The sequence below is a fragment of the Nonomuraea phyllanthi genome (assembly GCF_006334985.2).
Classification (GTDB): Bacteria; Actinomycetota; Actinomycetes; order Streptosporangiales; family Streptosporangiaceae; genus Nonomuraea; species Nonomuraea phyllanthi.
The window spans coordinates 1-16573 of record NZ_VDLX02000019.1 but is presented as its reverse complement, the minus strand read 5'-3'; the positions used below and the strand labels follow the sequence as shown (position 1 = coordinate 16573).

The window sequence follows — 16573 nt, the reverse complement described above, 5'->3', positions numbered from 1 at the left end:
TGTATGACCTTCTGCCGCACGATCCAGGAGCCGCGCCTGCTCGCCATCGCCGCGCGAGCTCCTCCGGGACACCGCCGGCGCGGGCGCCGCAGCCGGCACCGCCCAGGACCGGCCCGTCGTCCGACGACTGCTCGGCCACCTCTCGCGGTACGCCGCCCGCAACCCCGGCCCCGCGGCGCGGATCGGCTGGGCCCGCGCCCTGGCCCTGTCGGCCGCGGGCAGGCCGAGGCGGGCGCGGGGCGCGGCCGAGCCGGGCGCCCTCACCAGTACGCTTCCCGCGGCCGGCTGCGATCCTCGGTGGCGACCAGGACGTCGAGCAGCAGTTCCTGCAGCTCGAGCCGTACCCTCGCATAGGCCGGGTCGTCCCACAGGTTGTCCAGCTCGATCGGGTCGGCCTCCAGGTCGTACAGCTCGCCGGAGCGCGCTCGAGTCGTGGACGGCGCGCCATGGTAGACGACGACCTTCCAGCGGTCGTGCCTCAGCATCGTGGTGTGCACGGGCTCCTTGTACGGGTGGCCGCTGTTGCGGTACTCGCAGAGCGCCCAGTCCCTTATCGGCGCGTCCTGATCGCCGCGGGCCAGCGGCAGAAGGTTCAGCCCTTGCCCGCGGGGAAGCGGCGGCGCGCCGGCGGCCGCCACGAAGGTTGTCGCCAGGTCGATCCACTGGACCAGCTCGGCCCGGCGCTCCCCGGCGGGCAATCCGGCCGGCCAGCGCATGACGAGTGGCACGCGTACGGCGCACTCGTACATCATCGGGCCTTTCAGCATGAGCTGGTGATCACCGAGCATCTCGCCGTGGTCGCTGGTGAAGACGACCAGTGTGTCGTCGGCCAGGCCCGCCTCGTCGAGAGCGGCGAGGATCCGGCCGACCTCGTCGTCGACGAGACTCACCATGGCGTAGTAGTTGACTCTCACGTCGTGGAGCTCGGATTCGGTGTACTCCGTGTAGCCGCGGGCGTGGCCGGCGTAGGAGCGGTGCGAGGCCTCGGTCAGCACGGGAGGCTTCCCGGCGAGTTCGTCGGGCCGGGTGATCGGTGGCCGCAGAGTTTTGCCGCGGTAACGGTCGACGTACTCCTTGGGCGCGCCGAACCCGTGGTGCGGGTCGAAGAAGTTGGCCACGAAGAAGAACGGCTTGTCCGCGTCGCGTGAGCGCAGCAGGTAGTCGATGGTCTCGTCACCGATCCACCGGCTGTAGTGGAACTCCGTCGGAAGGCTGTCGAATATGGTCCCGGTCCCGGCCTTCGCGGCGGCCTCGTACAGGTCCGGCCGTACGGCCCGCAACCACCGGTGGTAGGCGTTCTCGGACGACCCGGGGTAAGGGTCGTGCGCCCATCGGAACACGCGGAAGCCGTCGTCCAGCCGCGGCTCGAGACGGCCGCCGAAGCACGCGCCGCCGGCGTGGAACTTCCCGACCAGGCCGCAGTCGTAGCCGTGGTCGGCCAGGGTACGCGAGAACAGGTGCTCGTGCGCGGGCAACCCGACGCCGTTCGCCCAGGCGCCGTGCGCGTGGACGTAGCGGCCGGACATGAGGCTGGCGCGGGAGGGGCCGCAGACCGGGCTCTGTACGTAACAGTTCTCGAACAGCACGCCTTGGTTCGCCAGCCGGTCGAGGTTGGGCGTGTCGATCTCGTCGTTGCCGTAGGCGCCCATCGCGTTGAAGCGCTGCTGGTCGGTGCAGATGAGCAGGATGTTCGGTTGGTTCATTTCTCTCATTCGAGGTTGGGCGCGTCAGGACTTCACGGCCCCTGCGACACCTTCGACGAAGTAGCGCTGGAGCACGAGGAACACGAGGAGCAGGGGGATCAAGGAGATGGTGCCCGCGGCGGCCAGGCCGGACCAGTCGGTGGAATTGGTGCCGCGGAAGGCGAGCATGCCCACCGAGAGCGGGCGCAGGTCGGGGCGGCTGAAGGTGAACACCAGCGGCAGGAAGAAGTTGTTCCAGGCCGCCAGGAAGGTCATGACGCTCACCGTCGCGGTGACCGGGCCCGCGAGCGGCAACATGACCCGGAAGAACGTACGCAGGAAGCCCGCCCCGTCCATGACCGCCGCTTCTTCGAGCTCACGCGGGATGCGGCGGAAATAGCCGGCGTAGAGCAGGACGGCGGCGACGTGGCCGCTGCCCGCGAGGGCGAGGATGATGCCCGTGCGCGAGTTCAGCAGTCCCATGAGGTCGCTGAGCTCGACCACCGGGATGATGGTGAGCCCGTGCGGTGCGAACAGCGTCGCGACCAGCACGGCGACCACCGCGCGCTTGCCGATGAAGTCGCGGCGGGCGATGACGTAACCGGCCAGGGCGCAGCGCAGGACGACCAGCACCACCGTTCCCACGGTGACGACCACGCTGTTCACGGTGTACAGCCCGAAGTGGGCGTCCTCCCAGGCACGCGCGTAGTTCTCGAAGTGCGTCGACTCGGGGATGAGGCCGAGCCCTCCGGAGAAGACGCCCAGCGAATCCTTCAGGGAGGCCGAGACGATCCACAACAACGGGTAGACCCACACCAGGCAGATGACGGCGAGCACGATGACCTGTGCCCAGATTCCCAGACGGCGGCGATTGACGGCGGCCCTCATGACGTGCTCCTGGCGCGGTTGGCGTAGCGGATGCCGATGGCCTGGATCGCGGTGAAGGCGAGCGTGACGAGCCCGAACAGCACGCCGAGCGCCGCGCCGTACCCGAGCCGAGGCGTGGAGCTGGCGAAGGCCTGCTGGTAGATGTAGACCTCCGAGGTGAGAGTGGAGAAGTACGGCCCGCCGTTGGTCATCGTCAGGACCAGGTCGAAGATCTGCATGGTCTCGATGGCCGTGAGGAGAACGATGATGAGCAGAAAGGGCTTGAGCATCGGGAGCGTCACGTAACGCAGCGACGCCCAGCCGCCCGCGCCGTCCGTCCTCGCGGCCTCGTACACCGTGGCCGGGATCGTCTGCAGGGCGGCGAGCCAGTAGACGAGCGTGATGCCGAGCCACTTCCACATGTGCACGCCCATCACGGTCCACAAGGAGGATCCCGGGTCCCCCAGGAAGTCGACCGGCTGGTCGACGATCCCGAGGTCGAGCAGCAACTGGTTCACCGGGCCGCCGGCGGGGTCGAAGATGAACCCCATGACCACGCCGATGATCGCCGTCGTCGTCACCACGGGAACGAACAGCGCGGTCCTGAAGAGCTTGGCGAGCGGCAGCCTCGGGTTGTTCAGGACGAGCGCGACCAGCAGGCCCAGCCCGACCCGCACGGGCACGGTCACCGCGATGATCACCAGGGTGATCCCGAGCGACTTCCAGAACAGCGGGTCGGCGAGCGCCTCACGGTAGTTGGCCAGCCCGACGAACGACCGCTCGGCGCCCAGCCCGTTCCAGTCGAGCATCGAGTAGAACAGGCTGGAGATGATCGGCCAGACCGTGTACAGGCCGAACAACAGCAGGGTGGGCAGCAGGAAGACGTAGGCCCACCGCTCCGACCAGATCCTGGTGGCGAGCCGTCGGCGGCGGGCCGGGACCGCCGGGCCGCTCACCGTCACCGCGCCCTCTCGCGTCACGATGTTCATGACGCCTGGTACATCTTCGCTGTGTAGTCCTCGCCCGGCTGCCAGTTCGCGAACTTCCAGTCGTCCAGGCTCACCTTGACGCCCTTGCCCGACACGACCCGCGTGGCCCGTTCCCGCTCGGCGGTGAGCTTTCCTGTGTGCTCGCGCAGTGCTTTGCGAATATCGGTGACCTCACCGCTGAGGATGCCCTGAGTGATCTCGCCGAGCGTGGGCCTCGGCTGCTTCATCTCGCTCAGCACCTGCGCGACGGCGGAGTTGCGGGCGACAGGGCTGGGCGCGAGCCGTACGGTCTGTCCGAACAGCTCGACCGCGCGCTTGTACGTCGGGTGCACGTCCGCCGTCGCCACGGCGTCCAGGTCGAGCGGCACCTGATCCATGAACGTGGCGAGCCCCTTGTGGTATTCAGGGCTGGTGAGCCGGGCGAGCAGGTCCGAGGCCACCTCCACGTGCTCGGACTGGCTCGACACGAACAGCTGCCCAGGGGCTGGAGCACCGTAGAGGACCGGCTCGCCCTCAGGTGACGGGATGGAGCCGACCCCGACCTTGTCGATGAACTGCTTGAACTGCCCGTTGACGACGCCGACGTTCCACGACCCGTCGAAGAACATGCCCGCCACCCCGGTCGCCCACCTGGCCCGGGCGGTCCTGGCATCCAGCGAGGTCGAGGCGGGGAAGACGACCTTGTCACGGACCAGCGACAGCAGGAACTCCAACGCGTGGACGAACGGATCGCTCGCGTAGGCGTACTCGCCGGTCTTCGGGTCCACCAGTCCCATCCCGCTCGCCCCGGCCATGGCGAGCGGAGCTCCGGCGGACATCGCCAGCTCGGTCACGTGGGTCTGCAGCCGCTCGTGGAACTGCAGGCCCTGGATCCAGCCGTACGCCCGCCCGCCGCCCGCCTTGGTGATCCGCGCGGCGAGGGAGCGGAACGCGTCCCAGGTCGCCGGGCCCTTGTCAGGATCGCCACCGGCCTTCTCGACCAGCTCGCGGTTGAACCAGTTGAGCGTGGCGTACTGCCGGGAGCTGAAGAGGGGGAAGGTGTGGAGCTTGCCGTCGAAGACGTGCAGCCCTTCGAGCAGGCTGTCGGCGGGGAGATTCGCACGGATCGCATCCTGTCCCGCCAGCGGCGAGAACCAGCCGTCCGCGACCAGAGCCGCCTCGGACGTTCCCATGCCGGCGATCGAGTGCACATCGGCGATCTGGTTGCTCTTGAACGCCAGCTGCAGTGCCTGGCCCATCTCGTTCGGGTTGTACACCTCGTGCTCCACCCGGACGCCGGGGTGCGCCCTGCCGTACTCGGCGAAAATCCGCTCGTTCAGCGGCTGCAGCGGCTGGAAGTGATCCCACCAGCGAATCACGTCGCCGCCGGCCGCCGTGGCGGCCTCCTTCTGCGAGGTACGGGTGCACCCGGCGACGCCGAGGGCGGCCGCGAGAGCGGCGCCGGACAGTCCGAGAAATCGCCGGCGGCCGAACGTCGTCATGGGGGTCCTCTCCTTCCCGCCGGGACTGATGCGGGACCTGAGATGGGGGGCGAATGTCAGGACTCCGAGCCTGGGGCAAGGGCTCCAGCCTCGAAGGCGAGCGTTCGCCTATGCTGTGCCACCCCACGCGGCTCCGTCAACCCCCGCGCATCGAGAAGCTGTTTCCGCCTGGCGATGGGGCGGGAGCGCTGTATGGTAGTGAGGCATCGCCAGCCGATGCGAACGTTCGCTTATCGGAGGTTACGCTGTGGCCAGTGTCTCGCTCAGGGACGTCGCCGCGCGCGCCAACGTCAGCTTCCAGACGGTGAGCAAGGTGCTCAACGGCAAGGGGGCCGTCTCCCCCGCCACCCGGCAGCGCATCATCGAGGCAGCCGAGGAGATCGGCTACGTCCCCAACGCGCTGGCCCGCAGCCTGCAGTCACGCAGTTCGCTGACCCTCGGAGTGATCACGGTCGACTTCAGCAACACGACGCCGGCCCTGTCCCTCGTCGGCATCGAGCGCGAAGCACGGCGGCACGGCCTCAGCGTGATCCTCAGCAGCCTCGAACCGGACGGCTCGGACTGCGTGCGCTATCTGCGCGTGCTGATGGAGCGCCGGGTCGACGGGATCATCATGAACGCCCCGGCGACCGAGGAGGATGAGGAGGTCGGGCGATTGCTGCGCACCGGCCCTCCCTCCGTCAGCCTGCACGACATCGCCGGCGGCGGCGTCCCGATCGTCGGCGCCGAGTCCGAGGGCACCGCGGCGCTCCCGGTCCGCCACCTGCTCTCGCTCGGCCATCGCCGGATAGCCACGGTGACCGGCTTCCAGCAGCGTCACAGCGCGCAGCAGCGCACCGCCGTCTACCGGCAGGTACTGGCCGAACACGGCCTGCCCCACGATCCCCTCCTCGTCGAGGACGGCGAATGGGAGGTCGAGGGCGGGTACGCCGCCACCCACCGGCTGCTCGACCGAGCCTCCGACATCACCGCGATCTACGTGCAGAACGACCTCATGGCGGTCGGCGTGCTCAACGCGCTGCACGAGCGAGGGCGTCAGGTCCCCGACGACTGCTCGGTCGTCGGCTGTGACGACCATCCGGTCGCCGCCCGGACCATCCCTCCGCTGACGACCGTCCACATGCCGTTCTTCGACACCGGAGCGGCCGCCGTCCGCCTCCTCCTCGATCGCATCGCGTCGAGGAGCACAACGCCGGAGGATGTCGTGCTCCCCGTGTCCATGGTCTATCGCGCTTCCACCGCCTCCGCGCCGGCCGGACGGTGACACTCACAGGTCAACCCCGACACCACGCGGGGTGCGGCGGTGGATGAGCGGGGAGCAGCCCTTGCCGCTGGATACGATCGAACTACCGCTCCTGCGGGAACCGGCCGCTGAGACTTTGGCCGGGTGGACTCAGATGGACCTGCTGCTGCTCGATCGCCGTGAAGTCCTTGAACTCATCGTCGGACCCCGCTGGTCGCCGCCGCCGCGCACCTGCTCGACACCACAGCCTGCCCACTGAGCCGCCGCCAAGCCGGGTTCGACACCGTCACCGTCGCTGCCCTCGAAGAGATCACCGAAGCTTTCGCGCGCCTGGAATCCGCCCACGGCGGCGCCCTGTACCGCACCTCGATCATCGGCCAGCTCAGTGATGTGACTCACCGTATCCAAGACGGCGTCCCCGCCGGTCTCCGCGCCAGGGTCTTCGCCGCTGCCGCCGACCTCGCCGCACTGGCCGGACGGACCAGCCACGACGCCGGCCGCTACGCCGCCGCACAGCGGTATTAGAAGTGGATCGTCTTCATTGTGCGCCGCTCGGTCGCTGAGCTGCGAAACTCGTATAGTAGCGGCTCCGCCTTTGTTGATCATTCCGTGCATGTTCCGGATCTTGCCGAGGTGGCGTGCCAAGCTGGTGGACATGGAGACCGGTTCCGTGCGCAGGGTTCTGGCGGTGAAGCCGGATGGTCCGTGGCTGGTGCTCGTCGACGGGGCCACCTGGAACGTCGAGTCCCGAAACACCGGAGTGGACAAACCCATAGCTTTCTCGCGGTTATGGCTCTTGCCGCTGCTGGAGCGGCCTCGGGAGGAGGTGGAGAGGCGAGCCCGGGAGGCGCTCGGTCCTGGTGATCCCGACTTGGCTGAGGTGTTGCAGGTGGTTATCCAGTGCGCGCTCGCGGGGCCGTCCGAGTACTGGATCTCGCTGGCCCTGCCGTGGATCATCGCTGATGAAGTCGGGCTCTTCGCCGAGCTGCTCAGGGAAATCGCTGTCGGGCGGTCCAGAGTTCAAGCCACACAGCACACTGCGAAACGGCTCTTGAAGGAGCACGGCCAGTGGCCGACCGAGTGGCGCCAACGTCGTAGGTAGCTCCGAAGGGTCGGTTGCCTTATCCCTGCGAATCCACTGGTAGGTACGACGGCAGAAACTCTGCACACACGTGCTCTGGGATCTCTCTGTTCGCGTCTTCCATGGCCATCGGGGGATGTCATTCTGTCGCCCATGTCACATGACGATCTGATCGAGCGCATTCGTCGGCGTGCCTGGGACCCCGCCCGACGAGAAGACGCCGTCTATGTCCCCGTGTGGTGGCTCAAACGTGAGTACGGCGAAGACGTCACAAGCCGCATCTGCCATTACCGGCAACCACCCAATGAAGACGGCAGCGTGGCCAGCCTCTACTGGGGCGCGGACCCTGCAGATCATCTGGAAGCCGGCTTGGTGTCCGGGGCTCCCGAAGCCGTCAAGTACTTCAGAAACGTCCCACACGAACCCCCGTACCCGCCGATATCAGAGGCGGACTTGCGCGCCTGTGAGCAACGCATCGGCCAAGCGTTACCCGATCTCCTTCGGCGGGTCTATACCGAGGTGAGCAACGGCGGTTTCGGCCCCTCCTACGAGCTCTTGGGCCTTCCACCCGGCGGGCACCAGGCATACGGGGTGGGCCCGGACGCGCTCGGAAGATATGAGGAACGTCCAGAACTCAGTAGCGTACTGGGATTCCCCCTTGTGGCTGCTGGTTGCTCAATGTACTGGTACATGTCGCTCGCTCAACCTGGGAACCCCGTCTGTCTCTGGGATGGCGACGCGTGGGATTTTCCCGAAGAGCAGTCGCCCGAGGTCGGGATCGTGACCATCGCCCCGTCCTTGGCCGAGTGGTTCGACGGATGGGTCAACGGGTACAGCTGGTTCGACCATCCCGCCATCCCGAGGAACGACCCCAGTGGGGAACCACCAGTCGTACTGGATGGCGACGCCCTGGACCAGATCCCGTACTAGCTCGTGTCAGGCGGTGATCAGCCACGCTGACCGGTCGGCCGGGGCTGAGGGACGAAGCCCTGGACCTTCGATCGCCCCCGACCATGTATGGCGACCAGCATGTACTTCGGAGGTCTTCGCCCGGCAGAGGCGGCGGGACTGCGGCAGAAGGACTGCCAGCTCCCAGAGAAGGGCTGGGGTTTTCTGACGCTGGAGAAGACCAGGCCACAGAGCAACAGGCGGTTCACCGACTCGGGGCAGGCCCACGACGAGCGCGGGCTGAAGCATCGGGACGTCAAACACACGCGCGCCGTGCCCATCCCGCCCGAACTGGTGGCCATCCTCCGGGATCACATTGCGGCGTTCGGAGTCGGCGAGGATGGCCGGCTCTTCCGTACGCGCACTGGTGGTGTGATCTCGGGCTCGGCGTACGCGAAGGTCTGGCAGGAAGCTCGGACGTACGCATTCACGCCTGACCAGGTCCCCTCTCCCCTGGCGGGCCGGCCGTACGACCTCCGACACGCGGCCGTGTCGCTCTGGCTCAACGCGGGCATGCACGCCCCGAAAGCGGCCGAGAGAGCGGGGCACGCCGTGGACGTGATGCTCCGCGTCTACGCCAAGTGCATCGACGGCCAACAGGAGATCACTAACCAGCGCATCTTGGAAGCGCTCGCGGCGTGACACAGGAGCTACGGCAGGATCCCCGGGACACCTCGGGGTCCTTTCGCCGTTCCGGGCCTCGAAACTCCCACGCCGACCTGGGAAAACGTGACTGCCAGCATTCCGCGTATGTTCCGTGAACAGTGGCACAGGGCTGCTTCCGGCCGCCTCCCGCTGCCTACGGGCCAACCGGGGCGATCATGCAAAAGACCAGGTCAACCCATGGATTGCCTGGTCTCGACAGCGCGCCCTGCAGGATTCGAACCTGCGACCGTCGGATTAGAAGTCCGATGCTCTATCCAGCTGAGCTAAGGGCGCTCCCGCCTTATTGTGCATGATCCGGCGACTTGTCATGCACAGGTTTTCCTCGTGTCAGTCTGTCAGGCCGATCACACTCCCCGGGGCAGGCGTCCCCACGACCGTCGTGGCCAGGGTCCGGGCCGGGTGGTCCGGCGGGTCTGTGGGGGGCGGTCTGACCTCTTTCTTCGGCTTGCTCCTCCTCGTGGGGCGGGAGGGTTTAAGCTCTCGTGCCATGGTCGCGACGCTCCTGCATGAAATTCCGCTGCAGGGCGGGGACGTGACTGACGGGGTGGTGCGGGTCGGTGACACCGTACGGAGACCGGCCAGTACGTCGACGCCCGCCGTGCACGCCCTGCTCAGGCACCTCGAAGCCGTGGGGTTCGAGGGGGCGCCGCGGGTGGTGGGGATGGACGGGCTGGGGCGGGAGATCCTCACGTACGTGCCGGGCACGACCGGGGTGCGGCTCGAGAGCGTGACGGATGAGGCGTTGGCCGGGCTGGCGGTGCTGGTGCGGGAGTTTCACGATGCAACCGCTGGGTTCCCGTTGACGCTCGAGGGGTGGGCGTACGGGTCGAATGATGACAAAGCGCCGGAAGTCATTGGGCATTGTGATTTAACGCCAGATAACGTGATATTTCGGCACGACGGTGACGGCGGCCCCGCCGCCGTCCCCCGCGCGCTCATCGACTTCGATCTGGCCCGGCCCACGACCCGGCTCTTCGACATCGTCACCACGCTCCGCCACTGGGCCCCCATCGCGGACCCCGTCGACCGGCACCCGCTCCTCCGCGACCTCGACGTCGGCGAACGTCTGCGGCTGTTCTGCGACGCGTACGGCGTCCCGCCCCGCGACCGCCGCCGCCTGCTCGACCTCGCCCGGCTGCGCTTCCACCGCTCCTACGACGTCATGCGCACCCGCGCCTCCACGGGCGGCGGCTGGGCGAAGATGTGGGCGGGCGGCGCGGGCGAGCGCATCCGCCGGGCGGCTGCCTGGCTGGACACGTACGAAGACGAGCTCCATGCCCACCTGGTGTGACCCGCTGGGGCTCGCCCTCGGGATGGCCCTCGACCGGTTGATCGGCGACCCGCAGAGCCCCGCCCATCCCGTCGCCGTTTTCGGGCGGATCGCGGCGAGGGTGGAGAAGTCCATGTACGCGGACAGCAAGGCACGCGGAGTGGTGCATGTCGCCGTGTGCGTCGGGGGTGCTGCCGGGGTGGGGCTCCTTCTGCGACGGCTGCCCGTCGCTCCTGCGGCCGCCACGCGTACGGCTGTCACGGCTGTCGCCACCTGGGCCGTGTTGGGTGGCACCACGCTCGCCCGCGAGGGCGAGTATGTGGCCGACGCCCTCGAAAGCGGCGACCTGGCGCGTGCCAGGGCCCGGCTCCCCCACCTGTGCGGACGCGACCCCTCGCGCCTCGGCCCCGACGAGCTGGCCAGGGCCACGGTCGAGTCGCTGGCCGAGAACACCTCCGACGCGGTCGTCGCCCCGCTCCTCTGGGGCGCGGTGGCGGGCGTGCCGGGGCTGCTGGCGTATCGGGCGATCAACACGCTGGACGCCATGGTCGGTCACCGTTCGCCCCGTTACGAGCGCTTCGGCTGGGCGGCGGCGCGGCTGGACGACGTGGCGAACTACGTTCCGGCCAGGGTGACCGGGCTGCTGACGGTCCTGACCGGCCCGAGCCCCGGCGGCGCGCTCGCGATGCTCCTGCGGGACGGACACCGCCACCCCAGCCCGAACGCCGGCAGGTGCGAGGCCGCCTTCGCCGGCGCGCTCGGCGTGACCCTGGGCGGCACGAACGTCTACCAGGGCAGGACCGAGCACCGCCCGTCCATGGGCGACGGGCCGGCGCCCGCGGTCAAGGACATCCGCCGGGCCGTGCGCCTGACCCGCGCGGTGAGTCTGGCCGCCGCCGGTGTGGCCGTGGTGACGGCCTGGGCTCTGCGAAATCGCTACAAAGCCACGTGAAACCGCCACAAATAGGTATTCGGTAAGATTGCGGACCGCCGCGCAATTGCACGGCAATTACATGACGCGGTTGAGGTTGAGCACCAACCAGATGACGAATATCGCGACCAGGGTGATCCCGATCATCGACTTCGCGGCGTTGTTGGCGCTTTCCTTCCTGGCCATGACCTGCTTGGCGCTCTGCTTCCAGACCTGGCGCATAATGATCATGTGCTGGAACCGGCGCCCGAGTGCGAACACGGCGAGCGCGATGATGATGAAGAGGATGATACGACCGTCCGCAGGTGCCACGGAGATCCCCCCTGTGGGCCTTGAAGAAAACTAACACCCCCGAGATATGAGAACTCAGGATACTCGCGCGGCCGCGTTTTGTGATTTCATTTATGGCTCGAGATCAACGACGATCGGCGCGTGGTCGGACGGCCCCTTGCCCTTGCGCGCCTCCCGGTCGACGTACGCCGAGCGCACCCGCCCGGCCACGTCGGCGCTCGCGTAGACCAGGTCGATGCGCATGCCCTTGTTCTGGTGGAACATCCCGGCCCGGTAGTCCCAGTACGTGAACGGGTGCGACCCCTTCATCGGCGTCGGCACCACGTCATGCAGGCCCAGGGCCCGCAGTTCGGCCAGGGCCTGGCGTTCGGCGGGGGTGACGTGGGTGGCGCCGGCGAACAGCGCGGGGTCCCACACGTCGGCGTCGGTCGGGGCCACGTTGTAGTCGCCGCACGCCACCAGGGGCATGGCGAGCTCGTCCGCCAGGGCGTCACGCAGGGCGGCGAACCAGTCGAGCTTGTACGCGTAGTGCGGCGAGTCCACGGCCCGGCCGTTGGGCGCGTACAGGGACCACACGCGCATTCCCGCACAGGTCGCCCCGATCGCGCGGGCCTCGGCCGTGGCCGCGCCCACCCCGTCGAGCTCCCCGAACCCGGGCTCGCCGGGGAAGCTGAGCGTCACGTCGTCGAGGCCGACCCTGGACAGCAGCGCGACGCCGTTCCAGCGCCCGTCGCCGTGCGCCGCGGCGGCGTAGCCGAGCTCGGCCACCTCCGCCGTGGGGAACGCCTCCGCCGGGCACTTGGTCTCCTGGAGGCAGAGGATGTCGGGCTTCGCCTCGGCCAGCCAGCCGAGGAGGCGGGGCAGCCGGGCCTTGACGGAATTGACGTTCCACGTTGCGAGCCGCACCCTCCCACCCTACGGCCGAGGTCCGCGCGCCTCTTTCCGCTCCACCCCCATCTTTTACGCTTCGGGCGGCCGGCCCACCCACCGCACGTGGCCGGGCTCTGTCCAGGGAGACGGTCATGAGGTGTGCGGGGCCGGCCGCCGTAACGCCGCAACGTCAAGGGCGGCGTTCGCTGACGGGTCAGCCCGATGGTCGCAGGTCGTAGACGAAGACCACGTCCGGGTAGGCCGGGTTGTCGTCGTAGCCCTGGATGCCGCCCTGGTAGGCCCGCTGCGAGTTGACCACCCACGGGATCGCGGCGGCCGCCCGCTGGTCGAGCACCCGCCTGGTGGCCTGCTCATACGCCCGCTGCGCCGCCGGCTTGTCGGTCACGGACAGCTCGGGCACGGTGTCGAGCAGCGCGTCCAGGTTGTTGTCGCGCAGGTAGGTGAGGTTGAACTGGGGCGGGTCGGCGCTGTGGAAGACGTTGCCGAACCAGGAGTAGCCGTCGGCGTAGTCGGGCCACCAGTACATGACGAAGATGTCCTGGCCGCGTTTCTTGCCCAGCTCCCACTGGGCGGTCCAGGGCATCGCCTGGGCGTCGATCGTGACGTTGAGCGGTTGGAGGTCGTTGGCGAGCTTGGTGGTGAGCAGGTGCCAGTCCGTGTCGCCCTCGCCGTAGGTGAGCCGCAGCCGCAGCGGCCGCCCTCCCGGGCCGTATCCCGCCTTGTTCAGCAGCTGCGTCGCGGCCTCGAGGTCCTGGCGCGGGACGCGCCCCGCCACGTGGCCCACCAGCCCTTCGGGGATGACGCCGCTGGCGGGGGCGGTGGCGCCCTTCATGAGCTTGATCAGGCCCCGGTAGTCGACGGCCTTCTGGACGGCGCGGCGCACGCGCACGTCACGCATCGGGCCGCTCGCCGTGTTGAACAGCATCATCGCCGTCTGGAACGACGGGCGCTCCGCCGTGCGGACGCCGGGCGCGGCCGAGGCCTCGGCGAACAGCCGCGGGTTGAGCCGCGGCACGAAGCTCACCTCGCCGCGCCGCAGCAGCCGCCACGCCCGGTCGGGGTCGGGCACGACGCGGAACTTCACCGTGTTGTAGTGCGGCCGGTCCCAGCCTCCCCAGTACTTGTCGTACGCGCTGAGGGTGAGCTCATCCTCCTTGCCCTTCTGCCATTTCGTCACCGTGTAGGGGCCGGAGCCGGCGTCCATGCCGGAGGCGAAGAACTTCGGGAGGTCGGGCGCCGCCTTGGTGTCGTAGATGTAGGCCGCGTACCCGGCGGAGGCCACCAGGTCCAGCGGGACGGGGTACTTCAGCGAGAAGGTGACCGTGCTCGGGTCGGCGGCCCTGATGGAGGAGACGGCGTCCCAGATGTAGGAGGCGCCCGTCCTGGTCCTGATGGTGCGCTCGATCGACGCCTTGACGGCCGCAGCGTCCACCGGCCTGCCGGTGTGGAAGGTCACGCCGGGGCGGAGGGTGAAGGTCCAGGTCCGGCCGTCGGACGAGGAGCGCCAGGAGGTGGCCAGACGGGGGCTGGCCTTCTTGGTGACGGGGTTCCAGAGGGTGAGCGTCTCGTAGACGTTCTGGAAGGCGACGATCTCGTTGGAGTAGGACTTGCCGGGGTCCCATTCGGTGATGATGTCGAGGTTCTTGACGTAGACGAACGGGGACACCCCCGCCGGGGCCTGCGGCGGCTCCGGTGGCGTCGAGCAGGCCGCGAGGAGCGTCAGCGCGGCGGCCGCTGCGAGACGACGGCGCAACGCAACTCCCTCTGTCAGCGATGTACCCCGGAAACCTACTCCAAGATCGCTAAGCTCGGCGCCCAGGTGTCCAAAAGTCCCGAAAAATTGGGCATTCTGGTGATCGAATTGCTATCCTCGGGGCTTGTCCCGTCCGGGGTTGCCAGCAGGGGACCGACCGGAGTGAGGTGCCATGGGCCGTAGCCGAACGATCCGCATGAAGATCATCGGGCTACTGCTGGTGCCGCTGACCTCCATGGTGGTGCTGTGGGGGGTCATCACCGCCGTCACCGCCAGTGAGAGCTTGGAGCTACGCCAATATAAGACACTCTGGACGAACCTCCGCATTCCCGCGTACAAACTGACCAGCGAGATACAGCGTGAACGTCTCGTCTCGGCCAAGCTCCTGCGTAACGCGGCGGAAAAGTCCGCCGTAACCACGCAGCGCGCCCGTACCGACGACGCCAGGGACAGGTTCAGGCAGCTCTCCAGCACATCCAAGGACGAATCGGAAGAGATCCGCACACAGGTGAACGCGGTGAACACGCAGCTCGACAGGCTCGACGCGATCAGAGGCGAGATCGACCTCGGCCTGTCCGACCGCCTGCACACCGTGGAGGCGTACAGCTCGATCGCCGACACCCTGTTCGGCCTGCACAAGCGCGTCGCCATGGTCGACGACATCCCGATCTACGAGCAGTCCCGCGTGGTCATCGACATGGGCTACGCCAAGGAGCTGCTCACCAGGGAGCAGGCGGTCGCGTTCGGGGCGACCACGCTCGCGGAGCGCAGGCTGTTCACGCAGCTGGCCGGCAACCGGCGCTTCCTGGTCGACCAGGCGCTCGGCGAGCTGGACCCGGGCCTGCGCGACCCCCAGGTGGCGCTGATCACCTCCCCCGCCTACCAGCGGATGCGGATGATGGAGGACCAGATCATCGCCGGGCAGGCGCCGCGCGGCTGGCTCGGCACCACGGAGGCGCTGGCCAAGTCGTTCCAGGAGGCGCAGATGCGGGCCGGCTCGGTGCTCAGCGCGCGGGTCGAGCCCATCGCCGACGAGGTGCTGTCCAGGGCGCTGCTGCTGACCGGTACGGCGCTGGGGCTGGTGATCGTGTCCATCGGGTTCTCACTGCGCATGGGCAACCGGCTGTCGAAGGAGCTCGGCGCGCTGCGCATGGCCGCGCTGGAGGTGGCCCAGGAACGGCTGCCGCACGTCGTGGCCAAGCTGCGCAAGGGCGAGCCGGTCGACGTGCCGGAGCTGTCGGTGGCGAGCACCACGGTCGAGATCGACGACGTCGGCCAGGCGTTCTCCACCGTCCAGCAGACCGCCGTCGAGGCCGCCGTCGGCCAGGCGCAGCTCAGCGAGGGCGTCGGGCACGTGTTCCGCAACCTGGCCAGGCGCAGCCAGACCTTGCTGCACCGCCAGCGCATCCAGCTGGAGGACATGCAGCACCGGGCCACCGACCCCGACGCGCTGGACGACCTGTTCAAGCTCGACCACCTGACCACCCGCATGCGCCGCCACGCCGAGGGCCTGATCATCCTGTCGGGCGCCACCCCGGGCCGCGGCTGGAGCAGGCCGGTGCCGCTGCTGGACGTGGCCCGCGGCGCCTCCGCCGAGGTGGAGGACTACCAGCGGGTCACCGTCGAGCCGATGCCCGCCCGGCGCCTGGCCGGCCCCGTGGTGGGCGACGTGATCCACCTGATCGCCGAACTCATCGAGAACGCCACCGTCTACTCCCCCGCGCACACCCCGGTCATCGTGCGCGGCGAGGCGGCGGCCCGCGGCTTCGTCTTCGAGGTCGAGGACCGCGGGATGGGGATGAGCGCGGAGGACATGGAAGGGCTCAACGAGCGGCTGGCCAGCCCGCCCGAGTTCGACCTCGCCGACAGCGACCGGCTCGGCCTTTTCGTCGTCTCCCGCCTGGCCGCCAGGCATGACATCCGCGTGACGCTGCGCGGTTCACCATATGGAGGGACCACCGCGATCGTGTTGATCCCGGAAGAGCACGTGACCGAGCCAGAGCCGGAGACCCGCGTGCAGGAGCCCGCTCGACCCATGCGGGTGGTGCGAAGTGACTGACGACCGCCTGCCGGACAGGACCGAGCGCTGGCTGGACGAGGACGCCGGCCCCATCGTCCCCGCCTACCTGCTGACCAGGGGCCGTACGGTGCCGGCGAGCGAGGCCATCGACCTCATCGCCGTCATCATCACCGCCGGTGGCCTGACGCCGCCGATGGGGCTTGGCCCGGAACATCTGATCATCCTGCAGAAGTGCACCAGGCCCACCAGGCTCGTGGACGTGGCGGCCGAGCTGGGCCTGCCCATCGGCGTGGTCAGGGTCCTGGTCGGAGACCTGCACGCGCAGCAGCTCGTGCAGCTCGTGCAGGTCGAGCACCCGCCACCCGCACCCGACGCGAAGGTGCTGCTGGAGGTCATCAGCGGGCTCAAGGCACTGTGACCGCCCTGCGGTTGAGCCGCCCGTACACGGCCGCGAACGCCG

16 protein-coding genes and 1 tRNA gene are annotated in these 16573 nt (G+C 68.7%); 8 read left to right on the top strand and 9 right to left on the bottom strand.

All coding sequences use genetic code 11. The features are described from left to right. Window positions 1–260: 260 nt before the first annotated feature. From FH608_RS38600 to FH608_RS38585, 4 genes are read right to left on the bottom strand one after another with little or no spacing between them, the layout of a single operon-like run. A complete protein-coding gene (locus FH608_RS38600; protein ID WP_139635361.1) occupies window positions 261–1703 on the bottom strand; it encodes a sulfatase family protein in 1443 nt (480 codons plus the stop codon). 24 nt (window positions 1704–1727) lie between these two features. Then, window positions 1728–2570 carry a carbohydrate ABC transporter permease gene (locus FH608_RS38595; RefSeq protein ID WP_139635360.1) on the bottom strand — a complete coding sequence of 281 codons (843 nt, stop codon included), beginning with the start codon at window positions 2568–2570 and terminating at the stop codon, window positions 1728–1730. Then, the gene (locus FH608_RS38590; protein WP_139635359.1) at window positions 2567–3538 is read right to left on the bottom strand and encodes a carbohydrate ABC transporter permease; all 972 of its coding nucleotides are present in this window, start codon (window positions 3536–3538) and stop codon (window positions 2567–2569) included. Before FH608_RS38590 ends, FH608_RS38595 begins: the two co-directional genes overlap by 4 nt. Next, window positions 3535–5019, bottom strand: a complete 1485-nt coding sequence (locus tag FH608_RS38585) for an ABC transporter substrate-binding protein (protein WP_139635358.1) — start codon at window positions 5017–5019, stop codon at window positions 3535–3537. The genes FH608_RS38590 and FH608_RS38585 overlap by 4 nt, the downstream gene beginning before the upstream one ends. 247 nt (window positions 5020–5266) lie before the next feature. Here FH608_RS38585 and FH608_RS38580 point away from each other — a divergent pair, with 247 nt between their 5' ends. Continuing rightward, entirely contained in the window at window positions 5267–6283 is a 1017-nt protein-coding gene (locus tag FH608_RS38580; protein ID WP_139635357.1) for a LacI family DNA-binding transcriptional regulator, read from the top strand. A 129-nt stretch (window positions 6284–6412) separates the two neighbouring features. Here FH608_RS38580 and FH608_RS38575 read toward each other — a convergent pair whose 3' ends face one another. Next, window positions 6413–6877: a hypothetical protein gene (locus FH608_RS38575; RefSeq protein ID WP_139635356.1), complete on the bottom strand. Its 465-nt coding sequence runs from the start codon at window positions 6875–6877 to the stop codon at window positions 6413–6415. On the opposite strand from FH608_RS38575, the gene FH608_RS38570 reads away from it, so the two are divergent. The 3 genes from FH608_RS38570 (at window position 6876) to FH608_RS38560 (ending at window position 8933) form a co-directional block, all read left to right on the top strand. Next, on the top strand, window positions 6876–7364 hold the full coding sequence (locus tag FH608_RS38570; protein ID WP_139635355.1) for a hypothetical protein: 489 nt from the start codon (window positions 6876–6878) through the stop codon (window positions 7362–7364). The two genes, FH608_RS38575 and FH608_RS38570, sit on opposite strands and share 2 nt — an antisense overlap. A 132-nt stretch (window positions 7365–7496) precedes the next feature. Continuing rightward, entirely contained in the window at window positions 7497–8273 is a 777-nt protein-coding gene (locus FH608_RS38565; protein WP_139635354.1) for an SMI1/KNR4 family protein, read from the top strand. A 99-nt stretch (window positions 8274–8372) separates the two neighbouring features. Then, window positions 8373–8933, top strand: a complete 561-nt coding sequence (locus FH608_RS38560) for a tyrosine-type recombinase/integrase (RefSeq protein ID WP_394367727.1) — start codon at window positions 8373–8375, stop codon at window positions 8931–8933. Between the two features lie 223 nt (window positions 8934–9156). On the opposite strand, the gene FH608_RS38555 is transcribed toward FH608_RS38560, so the two are convergent. Next, window positions 9157–9230: transfer RNA gene (locus tag FH608_RS38555), tRNA-Arg, on the bottom strand. 214 nt (window positions 9231–9444) lie between these two features. On the opposite strand from FH608_RS38555, the gene FH608_RS38550 reads away from it, so the two are divergent. Beyond that, entirely contained in the window at window positions 9445–10248 is an 804-nt protein-coding gene (locus FH608_RS38550) for a phosphotransferase (protein WP_139635353.1), read from the top strand. Further along, window positions 10232–11179 (top strand): cobalamin biosynthesis protein, encoded by a 948-nt coding sequence (locus tag FH608_RS38545; RefSeq protein ID WP_139635352.1) that lies wholly within the window; start codon window positions 10232–10234, stop codon window positions 11177–11179. Before FH608_RS38550 ends, FH608_RS38545 begins: the two co-directional genes overlap by 17 nt. A 57-nt stretch (window positions 11180–11236) precedes the next feature. Here FH608_RS38545 and FH608_RS38540 read toward each other — a convergent pair whose 3' ends face one another. From FH608_RS38540 to FH608_RS38525, 3 genes are all read right to left on the bottom strand, one after another. Next, window positions 11237–11470, bottom strand: a complete 234-nt coding sequence (locus FH608_RS38540) for a hypothetical protein (RefSeq protein WP_139635351.1) — start codon at window positions 11468–11470, stop codon at window positions 11237–11239. Window positions 11471–11560: 90 nt separating this feature from the next. After that, window positions 11561–12355, bottom strand: a complete 795-nt coding sequence (locus FH608_RS38535; RefSeq protein WP_139635350.1) for an exodeoxyribonuclease III — start codon at window positions 12353–12355, stop codon at window positions 11561–11563. Between the two features lie 178 nt (window positions 12356–12533). Then, complete coding sequence (locus FH608_RS38525) at window positions 12534–14093, bottom strand: ABC transporter substrate-binding protein (RefSeq protein ID WP_139635348.1); 1560 nt, start codon at window positions 14091–14093, stop codon at window positions 12534–12536. Between the two features lie 172 nt (window positions 14094–14265). On the opposite strand from FH608_RS38525, the gene FH608_RS38520 reads away from it, so the two are divergent. Together FH608_RS38520 and FH608_RS38515 are read left to right on the top strand one after the other, a co-directional pair. Further along, window positions 14266–16152: a sensor histidine kinase gene (locus FH608_RS38520; RefSeq protein WP_226900273.1), complete on the top strand. Its 1887-nt coding sequence runs from the start codon at window positions 14266–14268 to the stop codon at window positions 16150–16152. Continuing rightward, window positions 16145–16531 (top strand): DUF742 domain-containing protein, encoded by a 387-nt coding sequence (locus FH608_RS38515; RefSeq protein WP_226900272.1) that lies wholly within the window; start codon window positions 16145–16147, stop codon window positions 16529–16531. The genes FH608_RS38520 and FH608_RS38515 overlap by 8 nt, the downstream gene beginning before the upstream one ends. The last annotated feature ends 42 nt before the right edge of the window (window positions 16532–16573 follow it).

Bases quoted from the DNA above. Each gene is read 5' to 3' on its own strand.
- FH608_RS38600 (WP_139635361.1), bottom strand. From the start codon at position 1,703: ATGAACCAACCGAACATCCTGCTCATCTGCACCGACCAGCAGCGCTTC.
- FH608_RS38595 (WP_139635360.1), bottom strand. From the start codon at position 2,570: ATGAGGGCCGCCGTCAATCGCCGCCGTCTGGGAATCTGGGCACAGGTC.
- FH608_RS38590 (WP_139635359.1), bottom strand. From the start codon at position 3,538: ATGAACATCGTGACGCGAGAGGGCGCGGTGACGGTGAGCGGCCCGGCG.
- FH608_RS38585 (WP_139635358.1), bottom strand. From the start codon at position 5,019: ATGACGACGTTCGGCCGCCGGCGATTTCTCGGACTGTCCGGCGCCGCT.
- FH608_RS38570 (WP_139635355.1), top strand. From the start codon at position 6,876: ATGTTCCGGATCTTGCCGAGGTGGCGTGCCAAGCTGGTGGACATGGAG.
- FH608_RS38575 (WP_139635356.1), bottom strand. From the start codon at position 6,877: ATGCACGGAATGATCAACAAAGGCGGAGCCGCTACTATACGAGTTTCG.
- FH608_RS38565 (WP_139635354.1), top strand. From the start codon at position 7,497: ATGTCACATGACGATCTGATCGAGCGCATTCGTCGGCGTGCCTGGGAC.
- FH608_RS38560 (WP_394367727.1), top strand. From the start codon at position 8,373: ATGTACTTCGGAGGTCTTCGCCCGGCAGAGGCGGCGGGACTGCGGCAG.
- FH608_RS38550 (WP_139635353.1), top strand. From the start codon at position 9,445: ATGGTCGCGACGCTCCTGCATGAAATTCCGCTGCAGGGCGGGGACGTG.
- FH608_RS38545 (WP_139635352.1), top strand. From the start codon at position 10,232: ATGCCCACCTGGTGTGACCCGCTGGGGCTCGCCCTCGGGATGGCCCTC.
- FH608_RS38520 (WP_226900273.1), top strand. From the start codon at position 14,266: ATGGGCCGTAGCCGAACGATCCGCATGAAGATCATCGGGCTACTGCTG.